4 protein-coding genes are annotated in these 13491 nt (G+C 37.0%); 1 reads left to right on the top strand and 3 read right to left on the bottom strand.

The window, feature by feature from the left end:
* Window positions 1–19: 19 nt before the first annotated feature.
* Window positions 20–658 carry a Vat family streptogramin A O-acetyltransferase gene (locus tag BC008_RS42455; RefSeq protein ID WP_027844320.1) on the bottom strand — a complete coding sequence of 213 codons (639 nt, stop codon included), beginning with the start codon at window positions 656–658 and terminating at the stop codon, window positions 20–22.
* Window positions 659–851: 193 nt separating this feature from the next.
* On the bottom strand, window positions 852–6113 hold the full coding sequence (locus BC008_RS42450) for an nSTAND1 domain-containing NTPase (protein WP_027844321.1): 5262 nt from the start codon (window positions 6111–6113) through the stop codon (window positions 852–854).
* A 900-nt stretch (window positions 6114–7013) separates the two neighbouring features.
* Between BC008_RS42450 and BC008_RS52385 the strand changes: the two genes are divergently transcribed.
* Complete coding sequence (locus BC008_RS52385; RefSeq protein ID WP_268768280.1) at window positions 7014–7142, top strand: hypothetical protein; 129 nt, start codon at window positions 7014–7016, stop codon at window positions 7140–7142.
* Window positions 7143–7248: 106 nt separating this feature from the next.
* Here the strand turns inward: BC008_RS52385 and BC008_RS42445 are convergent, their stop codons facing one another.
* Entirely contained in the window at window positions 7249–12663 is a 5415-nt protein-coding gene (locus tag BC008_RS42445) for an nSTAND1 domain-containing NTPase (protein WP_027844322.1), read from the bottom strand.
* Between the last annotated feature and the right edge of the window lie 828 nt (window positions 12664–13491).

Below are 13491 nucleotides of genomic sequence, written 5' to 3'. Positions count from 1 at the left end.
ATAACTGCAAATAATTATTTCAAATATCAGCGACGGATTTGAGAACATCAATATCAGCAGCGACGATTTTCTCTAAATTCTGGGAAATTTTCTCTATATTCCAGTCCCACCAAGCAATTTCTAGTAATGTTTTGATAACGTCGTCATTAAACCGTTTTCTGATTGCTTTGGCTGGATTTCCCCCAACAACAGTGTAGGGTGGAACATCACTTACAACTACTGATTTAGCAGCAACAATTGCTCCATCGCCAATTTTTATACCGGGCATAATTACCGACTCATAACCGATCCAAACATCGTTACCAACTACGGTATCACCTTTAAAAGGATATTCATGGGGTTGAGGGGTTACTTTTTCCCAACCATTACCAAAAATTTGAAAGGGATAGGTAGAGAATCCAGATATTTTATGATTAGCACCGTTCATGATAAATTTTACGCCTCTAGCTAAAGCGCAAAATTTGCCGATGATTAATTTGTCTTCGCTGAAGGGATAATGATAAAGAACGTTGCGCTCAAAGTTTTCTGAATCTTCGGGGTCGTCGTAATAAGTGTAATCACCAATAATAATCTTAGGATTAGATACAGTATTTTTGATGAAGCAGATTTGGGGAAATCCCTTCATTGGATGTTTGTCTGTGGGGTCTGCTCCGTACATAATTACAAGTCAAAAGTTAAAAGTTAAAAGTTAAACATGTCCTAACCTTATTACCTGTGCTACACCATTCGATAGTACCTTAGAGGCTCAAATGGTTATCGGTTATGGGTGAAATATAATCGTACGTCTAACACACCTTACAATAATTTTTTATTTATTTTTTGTTTACTTCATTCCTTATCAATCTCATCCGTTACTGGCAAATTTCTCGATCTTCGGGGGTAATATTCGGATTATTCTCGAGGTAATTTTTTATCGTCAAACATCCCTTTTCTAGAAGTTTATCCCGTTGCTCTGCAGAATTTTCGATAATTGATGCTAAATTCCACAATTTGATAGTGCGATCGCTACTTCCGGAAATCAAAATTTTACTGTTGGGACTAAAGTTAATTCCCCGGACGTTTCCGCTATGTCCGGTAATGGTTTTGAGTAAGTGACCTGTGGGATAATCCCAAATTTTGATCGTATCATCGTCACTTGCTGAAGCAAGCATTTTACCATCTGGGGAAAAATCGATGGTATTTATTAAACCTTGGTGTCCTTTGAGAGTTTTAATAATTTTACCGTTGCGATCCCAGAAAATAATGTTTTGGTCTTGTCCTGCGGAGGCGATAATATCGGTTTGGGGATGGAAAATTAATGACCAAACACTACTTTTATGACCTTTTAAGGTTTTCAGTAATTTTCCTTCTTTACTCCACAATTTAATAATTTTATCGGCTCCAGCCGAAGCAATCATATCTCCTTGGGGACTAAATTTAACTTGGGTTACCCAACCTGTATGTCCTTTCAGGGTATGTAATAGGCGACCTTCAACATCCCAAATTTTAACTGTACCGTCACCTGCTGCGGAAGCAAAGGTTTTACCGTCGGGGCTAAAGTTAATGTTAATAACCGGGTCTTGGTGTGCTGTTAAGGTTTTTAATTGGCTTTTACCATCATTTTTCTGGATTGCGATCGCACCGTTAGCTCTTCCAATCACAGATAATTTCCGATCTGGGCTGAAGGCAAAACTGCTAATATCAGGGATGGAAGATGTTAATGTTTGCAATAGTTTTCCTTGACGATTCCAAATTCTAGCGGTGCGATCGTCTCCGGTGGAGATGATTTGTTTGTTGTCTGGGGTAAAACTGACGTTGTTAACTTCACCTGTATGTCCCCGTAAGGTTCTTATCAGTAGGTTATCAATTTCCCAAATTCTGACTGTGTGGTCGTCGCTGACGGTAGCTAAAGTTTTACCGTTGGGATGCAAACTTAAGTTGTTAACTTCATGGGTATGTCCTTTTAAGGTTTCGATTAAAGAACCTTTTAAATCCCATAATTTAATGGTTTTATCGGCGCTCACAGAAATTATTGCTTGACCGTCGGGGGTAAAAATTGCATTGCTGACACCACCTTGATGTCCTGTAATTGTTGTTAGCAGTTGACCTGCAAGATTCCATATTTTAATAGTTTTGTCGTTACTGCTCGATACAATATTTTTACTGTTAGGACTAAAGTTAACACTAATGACTCCGCTGGTATGTCCTGTAAATGTTTGCAGTAATTTACCGTTTAAATCCCACAGTTTAACGGTTCCATCATCACTAGCAGATGCAATGGTTTTACCGTCTGGTGAAAATATTGCTGCGTTTACTCCTTGGGTATGTCCGGATATAGTCTCAAGCAAAATTCCATCTCGATTCCAAATTTTGATGGTGCGGTCACTGCTTGCAGAAATCAGGGTTTTATTATCGGAAGAAAATTGAATGCTATTTACTGTTTTCTGGTGACCTGTAAATGTTTGCAATAATTTACCGTTAATATCCCACAATTTAATGGTTCCATCGGCACCCGCAGAGGCTACGATTTTACCATCTGGGGAAAAAGTAATATTAATTGTGGCAACATCGTCAGCAACAAAGCTACGAATTAACTTACCGTTACTTTGCCATAATTTGATAGTTCTATCGGCACCAGAAGAAGCGATAATTTGACCATCTGGGGAAAAACTTACCCCACTAACCCAAGATTCATGTCCTTCTAAACGATTGCGTTCTTGAAGATAAGCTAGTGCTCTACTTAAATTATTTTCGCTGGTTTGACGTAATTTTTCTGGAATAAAACTCAGTTCTTGCTGATGTTGATTAGCTTTGACGCTGGTTAATAATGCTTCTAAGGACTTATCTGAGAGTACAAAGTTTTCCGACAAAGAATTTAAAGCTGTAATTTCTTGGAGACGAATTTTTTGGGATTGTTGGTAAGCGACACCACCAAATATACAAGCAACTATTCCCAATGTCCCGATCGCACCTGCGGTAATTTTGACGATTCTTTGACGACGCTGGATTTGTAATTGTTGCGATCGTCGAGCTTCTAAACAGGTTTCGATAAATTCCTGAATATCACCGGATAATTCATCGGTATATTTGATGTAAATTTCTTCTGCTTCTGCTAAACGTACCCCTTGTAATAAAAAATCAGGTTGCTGAGAATTATTTTTCCATAATTGGGCTGCTTGTTCGATTTGTCTTTGTAAACGCAACCGCGATCGATTTTCTTCTAACCACCATTTTAGGGTTGACCAGCGACGAATTAATACTTCGTGGGCGACTTCTACTGTTACCTGCTGTTTTATATCCTGTAAAGACGTTGCATGCAACGTCTCTACATTTTTATCATGTTGTGTTTCTGCATCTGGATCCTGGTGGATTTCTAGATTTTTATCATGTTGTGTCTCTACATCTGGATCCTGGTGGATTTCTGTATTTTCACTGCTATCGCTTTGTGGAGCTGTACCGCGACTTTCACCGATGAAACCGTTATTTTCCAGATTCACCACAATTAATTTAGCTGCGGTCAATGTCTGTAGGGTCTTTTCGACTAGTTTGGGTGGATATTTTTTCGCTTTCAAATCTGATTTTAAGACCCGTCTCCTGGTGTCTTCGGTTCCTTCTCCTAGTTGGGTTAATGTTAAAAAGATCCATTTTGCACAAGCTTGTCCTTCTGGGTCTAAACTGTCATATACTGCTTGAGCTTTACGTTCTAAGGCTCCAGAAATTCCACCAACTTGTTTTTGATAAGCTGATAAAGTAAGTTTTCCGTTACTGCGATATTCCCACAATTGTTCTAAAACAAATTCTAATAGGGGTAAATCGCCAGCTGAATGTTGCAAATCTTGCAATAAAACTTCTACTAATTCCGGTTCCACTTGCAAACCAACTTGTTCTGCGGGTTTAACAATTACCTGACGGTAATCATCTTCATGCATTTGCGGCGGAACCAAAATATGAGATTGTTGTAGTAATGTTGCTAACTTGGGTATTTCTAAACCCGCAGCCATAAAGTCTGCTCGTAATGTTACTACTAACTTAAATTTGTCAGCAGCATATTCCAACGCTCCCAATAATAGTTCTAAAAACTTCTCCCGTTCTAGGTCTGCTGTTAAAGTAAATAATTCTTCAAACTGATCTACGACCAGAACTACCATTGGTTCGGGACGACTGCGTAACCAATAAACAAAACTTTCTACTCCAAGGTATTGGATTCCTTCCAGTAAAAGATGTGGTGGAGATATAGAATTTTTTTCCTCTTGGAGTACCCGTGCTAAATTTTCTAAGGGTTTGATACCGGGAATTAAAGTTCTAACCCACCAATTTTCACTATTTGGAATTTGTTTTCCTAAGCGTAATTGGGCGATTAATCCAGCACGAGCAACTGAAGATTTACCACTTCCGGATGCTCCAACTACTGCTAAAAATGATTGTTGGTTTAATTGATTAATGATTTTTTGGGTAAGGGTTTCTCGTCCAAAGAAATATTGAGCGTCGGTTTCTGTAAATGCTCTTAAACCTTTATAGGGACAAATTCCTAAATCAAAACCTTCTGATTCTTCCCATCCCGATAAATCCCTACTTGCGGGGATAATTTCAATTACTCCCCTAACTCCAGATAACCAAATATGTAAAGGTAAGGAATTAACCAGAGATATTTGCAGCTGAGCGATCCAAGCTGCTACAGATAAACCATTGGGGTCTGATGTTGCACTTAAAGTATCTAATAAAGTTCGAGCAAACTGTTCTGGGTCATCTTTTTTGGAAGCAGCAGCAATTAAACATTGTCCTTGGAGTGGGGTTAACTCTAAATCTTCTACCCAATTCTTTAAATCTTCTGCTTCGGGACAGTCCAAAAGGATAATTTGTTGTCTGAAGGGGGAATGTCTTAGTTGTTGTCTTAACCAAGAACGACTTAGAGTTATATTATTTTCTCGATCTCCTAACAATAATACTGTTTCTCCATCAGGAGTTTGGATTATTTTTCCCCGTAAATATAGTAATACTGTTTCTCCTGCTTCTAATTGCCTAGATCTTAATTTATAATTGTTTTCGATCCGATTGTGTTCTACTTGATTTATTTGTAAATAATCTTGAATAGATTCGCGGAAATCTGCTGCATTATCTCCATTACAGGTTAAATAATGTAATTCAAAATCAGCGATACCACTAAGTAACTTGGTGAGGGATAATATACTTTTACTTCCAGGTAAACCATCGACAATTACTGCTTGTCGTTGACGATTTTTTTTTACTTCTGATTGTTTGTAACCAAGAATTAACTCTCCCACACCTTCAACTATTCTTTTGGGAGTTTGTAAGGAATATTCCGAAAATAGTTCGGTTTCACCTTTTCCTCTTTTTTGTTGATTAATCAGCCGTAGAAATTGATTTGTTTTATCAATATATTGTAATGTTCGATGATAAACATATCGATAAAGTGTATCAATATCAATTGCTCCTTGAATATCTGCAGCTTCCCCTTGCAATCCTCGAATTAAATAATATGTAAAGACACCATGTCCTAACTCGGGAAATTCCCAAGACTGTTGTCCGCGATCGCAGGAAAGTAAAGCATAAAAACCTTTACTTTTTTCTGCACGTCGTCGTAATACTTGGATAAACTGCGGTGTGGGATTCGATTGGGATATCAAGTTGATGCTACCGCTATGACAAGCATCTAACCAGACTAACTGCTGATGAGCCGCACTACTAGTTAATGATTGTAATAATTTTTCTAAGGGTAAACCCGTTGTTAATAAATTATCTTTTTTAGTATCTGTCAAACATAAAATTGCTTGATTTGTTTCCAGGTCAAGAATTCCATGGCCGGAAAAATAGAATAGGATGGTATCCTGGGGTTGAACTAAGGCGGTAATTTTTTCCAGACAAGCAACTGTATTACCGAGAGTAGGTTTCTCCGGAGCGGAATCGTGATAGATATTAACTTCCTTGGCTGTAAATCTACCTTCAGTAGCAGCTAAGGCTTCAGCTAAACCCTGACAATCAACTGCGGAATAACTTAGTTTTGGTAATTTCTCATCCTGGTATGCATTTACTCCCACCAACAGTATCCAAAGTTTACCTTGGTCTGTGCGCGAGGTGTGAGTCGAAGAACTGGTTGCAATACCGAGTGGTGACATTTTACTTCATAAATGAACGATAATTTTCACATAAAATTGGTAATAAGTTCCAATCAATTAAAGATGTAATCGTAGGGTGTGTTGGGACGTAAGTCTGTAACGCACCGTCTTATATTTATTAATTTACGGACTACGAGTCCTTTGTAGATATAACGATTTTCTCCAATAAAGTATGTTATTTTGCTGTATTATCTACCAAAAGGAATAGGTATCCACAAAGCATAGCAAAATGCGTTTGGATATGGCGTCTGAGCCTAACTACCTTTATTTCGTATTTTCATCTTTGTATGGTGTTTTTACGGATAAAAAAGACAGGTTTTAAGTTGTCACACTTGACTATAAAAAATATCGCTATTTGATTGACATATTTATTCGCATAGATGTGGACGAATTTAAAATTGTCACACCTGGATAAATTTGATGATTACATATTGAAATTTCGGAACTAATGAATATATTCTTTTGTCATCAAAGTCTGAAGAATAATTTTGCATTACAACATTTTAAAGTTATGTGTTTCGATAATTTACTATTTGCTATTTTTACTGAAAGTCTTGCTCCATATGGATTTGAAAACCAGTAAAGAGTTATTTGTGCCAAAAAAATAGTAAGTATGGATAATTTTCAGAAATACGGTTTCCCGACCCTGAAGTATAAAATATCCTACAAAAAATGCACCGCTGCATAAAAAAGTAGAACTACACCTATAGAGCTAATGAAAGGTTACTTCACAGTTATACATCAGTAGTTACTGAGTATATACAAACAAGTATTTACCTTAGTTTTATCTATCTATTATTTTTTACTTATTAATCGGATTGCAGACATGGAGTCGGCATTCGATCAGTTCGTCAAAGATTAAATTTTTCAAACATTTATTGCAAGGATTAGGGAAAAACAATGACAAACTCAAACACAAACAAAAATAAAAACACAAACCACAAAGATTTACAATCTGAAATTCAACAATTAGGATTTAAAGGTCAACGTAAACCATCTGAACCACCATCCAACCCTCCAAACCCATAAAAAACCGAGAATGGTGCGAATTCACAAGTAATGAGGAATGTTAACTAATTCAAGCTTCACGAGCACTTAGATTCAATTTTAAAGAATTTTGATTTATCATTACTCATTATTTCTTTACTTTAGGAATATCAGAACAAACACCTTTTTCATCTTTTAATTCAGAGTTAGTCTTTAGATAATTCTTCAGCAAACCGCAACTGCGAACTAAAAGACGATCTAAATCTAAAGTTTGCAGTTGTTTGCTGTCTAAACTCCAAATTCTAACCTCACCATTGGAACCGCTAGAAGCAATAGTTTTACTGTCAGGACTAAAACTTACGTCATATATGGAAATTTCATGTCCCGTAATGGTTTTAAGTTTTCTACCCTGGGGATTCCATATTCCTATAGTGCGATCGTTACTTGCTGAAGCAATCAATTTACTGTCAGGACTAAAAGTTACACTAAAAATTGAATTTGTATGTCCCCTCAAGGTTTCCAATAAACTACCTTTCTCCACTTCCCAAAGTTTGATAGTTTGATCCAAGCTTGCAGATGCAAGAATTTTACCGTCAGGACTGAAGCTTACTGCATTAACTGCACTTTTATGTCCTTTGAGAGTTCTGAGTAATACCACTTCTAATTTTTGAGGTAATTTTTCTTCTTGAAGACCTATTGTAGGAACATTTATCTGCCAAATTTTAATGGTCTTATCTCTGCTCGCTGTTGCAAAGATATTACGATTGGGACTGAAAGTTATTCCCAAAACTTCATCTTCATGTCTTTTAATGATGTCAAGTAAAGATAGTTTGTCCGTATTCCAAATTTTTACAGTTTTATCAGCACTAGCTGAAGCAAAAATCTTACCATCTGGGCTAAAACTCAGACTATTAACTTGATGTCTGTGTCCTTCCAGGTTCTTTATTCCATAACCTTCGCGAGTTTGCCAAAGTTTCACAGTTTTGTCACCACCAGCAGATGCTAAAACCTCACCATCTGGACTAAAACTCATAGTATAAACGCCAAAAAAATGACCAAATCTCGAAGAATTACTATAACCTGGTAAAGTTTTGTGCAGATTTCCCTTTGGTAAATTCCAAACCTTGATATCATTATCTTCACCTGCAGAAGCTATGAGATTTCCTTGAGGATGAAATTTTACACTGTAGATCGCACCACCATGTCCTCGTAAAGTTTTTAGCAGATTATTCTGGCGATGCCAAATCCTTAAAGTTTTATCTGCACCTGCAGAGACTAAAGTTTGATTGTCTCGATTTAAAGCTACGCTGTAGACGCCATTATTGTGTCCTTTGAAGGTTTCTACTAAACTTAAATTTCCATTCTCGGGATTCCAAAGTTTAATTGTGCCATCAATGCTGCTTGAAGCTAAAGTTTTACCATCAACGCTAAATTTTACACTTAAGACTGCAGCCCTATGTGCTCCGGAAGTTGTTTCGAGTAAAGTCCCATCTTCACCCCATAACTTAATGGTTTTGTCCGCGCTTCCTGAAGCTAGAACCTGATTTTTCGGACTAAAAGCTACACTGTAAACTTCAGCTTTATGCTCAAGGCTTCTAAGCAAGCTAGCATCACTAATTTGCCAAAGTTTGATAGTTTTATCTTTACTTGCTGAAGCCAGGATTTTACCATCGGCACTTAAAGCTAGGCTATTGATTCTATTATCATGTCCTTTAAGAATATCTAATAAGCTACCGTCACTCACTCGCCAAATTCTAATTGTTGGATCTTGTCCCGCTCCAGATGAAGCAATTTTATCACCTGTCGGAAACCACACTAAACTCCAGACTTCAGCTGAATGTCCTTTCAAAGTCCTGATATTTTTTCCGTCGCTAGTTCTCCACAATTTGACAGTTTTATCAAAACTAGCAGTTGCGATCGTCTTACCATCAGGGCTAAAACTAACACTGTTAACAGCGTCTTCGTGTCCTTCTAAAGTTTTTAACAATCCACCATCGGCACTCCAAAGCTTGACTGTTCCATCGTCACTAGCTGAAGCAATTATCTGATTGTCAGGACTATAGGTAACATTGGTAATTGTATCAGTGTGTCCCTCAAAGCGATTACGTTCTTGAATTGATAAAGCTTGTTGTAGTGTATTTTCTGTTTTTGTCCGGATATTTTTTGGTACAGCAATTATTTTTTTCAGCCGTTCTCCAGCTTTAACGCTAGTAATTAATGCTTCTAATTGCTGATTCGACATTAAATTTGCCTGGGAAGAAAAATTTAAAGCTTCAACTTCTCGTAACTGAGCTTTTCTACTCGTCCAATAAGTTAAACCAGCAAAACCACAAGCTGTTATCCCCAATATTGTCATTCCGATCGCAACCCTGCGGGCTTTTTTTAGTCTGTTTTTTGCTTGCTGCTGTAGTCGTTTTCTTTCTTCTAAACAAGCTTCGATAAATCTTTGGACATCAAGGGATAATTCTGAGGTGTACTTAATATAAATATCTTCTGCTTCTGCTAATCGCACTCCCTGTAACAAAAAATCATCTTGTTTGTTATTATCTTTCCACAGATGGGCTGCTTGTTCGATTTGACGTTGCGATCGCAATCTACTGCGGTTTTCTTCTAACCACCATCGCAAGGTTGACCAGTGACGTATTAAAATTTCATGGGCTACTTCTACGGTTATTTCCTGTTTCATATCCCGTAGAGACGTTCCATGGAACGTCTCTACATTTAAATTATGGTGTGTTCCTTTATTATTTTGTTTAATATTATTTTGTTTAATATTTTGCGCTTCTAAATTACTTCCTCGACTCGCACCAAGGGTATTTTGGTCTTCTTCTAAATTTACAACGATTAATTTGGCATCTGTTAATGCTTTTAAAGTTGTTTCTACTAATGCTGCGGGATATTTTTCAACTATTAATTCTGATTTGAAAACCCTTCTGCGAGTATCTTCTGTACCTTCACCTAATTGGGTGAGGGAAAGAAAAATCCATTGAGCGCATTCCTTGGCTTGGGGTTCTAATCTATCGTAAACTCCTTGACAGGAACGTTCTAATGCTCCTTGAATTCCGCCGAGTTTTTTTTGATAAGCTTGTAAAGTTAATTTTCCGTTAACTCGATTTTGCCATAGTTGTTCCAAAACGAATTCTAACAGAGGTAAATCACCTGCAGAGCGATCCAATTCCCGCAACAAAACTTCTACAAGTTCCGGTTCAATGTTTAAACCTACCTGTTGCGCTGGTTGAGTAATTACGCGACGATAATCTTCTTCTGTTAGGTTGGGGGGAACTAATACACTGGAATTCTGTAATAATTCTGCTAATACTGAATTTTCCAAACAGGAAGTAATAAAGTCTGCTCGTAAAGTAATAACTAATTTGAAGCGATCGCTAGCATATTCAATCGCTCCTAGTAATAAATTTAAAAACTGTTCTGTTTCTGTAGGTGCAGCTAGAGAAAATAATTCTTCAAATTGGTCTATCACCAAAACTACCATTGGTTCGGGTCGATTACGCAACCAATAAACAAATCCTTCTACCCCGAGATACTGCATTCCTTCCAGCAGAAGATTGGGGGATTGAGATTTAAGCTCGCGCTCCAATACGAATCCTGCAAATGCTTGTGCTAAAGCTGTTAAAGGGTTTACACCAGGACGCAAATATTTAATTAACCATTGCTCGCTATTGGGTATTTGTTTTCCTTGTTGCAATGCAGGAATTAAACCTGCTCTGACAACTGAAGATTTTCCGCTTCCAGATGCACCCACCACCCCCAGAAAGGCAGATCTGTTAATTTGATTAATTAATTGTTGAGTTAAAGCTTCTCTACCATAAAAATATTGATGGTCGAGTTCGGAGAAAGCATTTAACCCCATATAAGGACAAAATCCTAAATCTAAAGCAGATGGGGTTTTATTTTTATTTCCATCACTAGTTGCAGGAATAAATTCAATAATTCCTTGGGTTCCTGTAAGCCATACTTGTAGAGGATTTTCACTACCCGCTAGTTCTAATTGCAGTTTTGCGATCGCTCCAGCAGCAGATAAACCTGTGGGTAAGGTATTTGTTAAAGTTTTGACTACGCTTCGAGCAAAGCGTTCTGGTTCTGAAACCGGAGAAACATAACCAATTAAACACTGTCCTTGCTGGGAATCCATCTGTAAAATTTCAACCCATTCCTGCAGACATCCACGCAAATTCTGTACAGACGTTCCATCATGAATATTTTGCACAGACGCGCCATCATATATCTTTTTTAGAGACGTTGCAGAGCCTGCGGCGTCGGCGTTAAGCCTCTGCAAAGTATCTACATGGGTTTTTAAACAATCCAGAATTACAATCTGCTTACTATGACAATCGCGCAAGATTTGCTTTAACCAGGAACACTCAAGACGAATCTTTTCTCCTAACAGCAGACATCCCCCAGCTTCATTTTTCTCAATTTTCCCCTGGAGATACAGCAAAGTTGTATCTGTTTGTGGTGCTTGCAAATGACGCTTAATTGCGCTTCGAATTTCCGCTGGAGAGGTTTTCGCTGCTTGGAGATATTCAACCTCAAATTCCCCTTTCTTCCCAATTAACTTACTAATATCCAAAGCTGTCTGGGAAGCTGAGATTCCTTCAATAACTAAAGCAATACGTCGAGAGACATTTTCAATAAGTTTACTTTGACTTTTTCCAAAAACTAGTTCCCCAACTCCTTCTACGATTCGCTTTGGTGTTTGTAGGGTATATTCATGAAATAAATGAGTTTCACCTTTACTTTTTTTCTGTTGATTGATCAATCGTAATTGTTGATTTTTCTTATCTATATATTGCAGCGTTTTGTGGTATACATATCGATACAAACTATCTGCACAAATCAGACCCTGGGAATCAGCAGCTTCACCCTGCAAACCTTGCATTAAGTAGTAAGTGAATACTCCATGACCTAATTCACTAAATTCCCAAGATTGTTGATTTGTATCGCAGGAAAGTAATGCATAAAATCCTTTACTACGAGCGGCTTGTTGTTGTAATACCTCTACTAGTGTTCGTGTGGGATTAATTAGGGTTTCAGTTGTTGCTCCCCTCAGTGTCATTCCACCACTATGACAAGCATCAAGCCACACTAATTGATTTTGAGCTGCACAATTTGCTAATAAATGTAAAAGTTCTTTTATGCCAAAAGCCGTATCTACTAGGTTTGATTTTTGGGTTTGTGACAAACATAAAAATGCTTGTTGAGTTGAGGATTCTACTACACCATGTCCTGAAAAGTAAAATAGAACGGTATCTGTTGATTTAGCTTGTTGAGAAATGATTTTGATTGACTTACGCACATTTTCTAAACAAGGACCGTGGGGTGCTAAATCGTGATAAATCTTTATCTCTTTATGATTAAATTCTCCTGTAAGATTTGTAAGGGAATTTGCTAAACCCTGACAATCTATTGCTGGGTAATTAAGGTTGGGTAGTTGCTCATCCTGATAGTTATTTACTCCCACTAGTAACAGCCAAAGTGTACCTCGGTTATTTGATGAGGTAGAGTTAATAGTAGAAGAACTTGTTGCTATACCTAATGGTGACATTTAATTTGAATTGTGCAGCCTGGTTTTTATGTTTTGCCGGATACTTTTTATCTAAGACGTAGATTTANAAATTAAGAGCTAGGAACTAAATTAAGAGCTAGGAACTAAATTAAGAGCTAGGAACTAAATTAAGAGCTAGGAACTAAATGTTGATAATTTTTACGGATTTTCCTGGGAAATCATAGGATTTGCTTTTTCTTTTTATATTACAGCAATATTTTTTATCTGGTAATATAATATATTGTTGCGTTAATAATACATGTTAAACAATACATGCTGAACAATATTGCAGTTTTGGATTATGAGTATTGGTGAGATAACTTAGAATGGAAGAAAATAAAATTGATATTTTATGGACTTTGTATTTCATTTTTATGAAATCATATAGCTCAAACTATAGATATAAAAATAGGACTTATGCAACCGGTATATTCTAGAGTTTGTAGTCAGGGATTTTTCCCGCTCATTAGGGTACTAAAGTACCTACTAAAAGCTCAAATTTAGTCTTTTATTGTGACAATTGCATAAGTCCTGTTTTTTGACATGGGAGCTTTTAATTGAACTTTTATTTAATTATCTTGACAATTTAAACTTCCAATAGTTCTTTGTCATTGTTAGCCATTGCTATATAATTCGGGTCGTAAAAATCTTTCTAGCTTTTCCTGTCAAGAAAAGAAGAAAAGAGGTTTTTTTGATGTCAGGAATGGAGCTAAAAAAGATTGATGACGTTGAATATTACTAGAGTTATCCATCGTTATCACTGCGGGAGTAGATTTTTTTTGCGAACCGAAACATATGTATAGCTGCTTGTAGTAAAGTTTGGAACAA

It is taken from the genome of Mastigocoleus testarum BC008 (assembly GCF_001456025.1).
Taxonomy (GTDB): domain Bacteria; phylum Cyanobacteriota; class Cyanobacteriia; order Cyanobacteriales; family Nostocaceae; genus Mastigocoleus; species Mastigocoleus testarum.
Note: the sequence above shows the minus strand (reverse complement) of the source record. Positions and strands in the feature narration are given on the sequence as shown.

Bases quoted from the DNA above. Each gene is read 5' to 3' on its own strand.
- BC008_RS42445 (WP_027844322.1), bottom strand. From the start codon at position 12,663: ATGTCACCATTAGGTATAGCAACAAGTTCTTCTACTATTAACTCTACC.
- BC008_RS42455 (WP_027844320.1), bottom strand. From the start codon at position 658: ATGTACGGAGCAGACCCCACAGACAAACATCCAATGAAGGGATTTCCC.
- BC008_RS42450 (WP_027844321.1), bottom strand. From the start codon at position 6,113: ATGTCACCACTCGGTATTGCAACCAGTTCTTCGACTCACACCTCGCGC.
- BC008_RS52385 (WP_268768280.1), top strand. From the start codon at position 7,014: ATGACAAACTCAAACACAAACAAAAATAAAAACACAAACCACAAAGAT.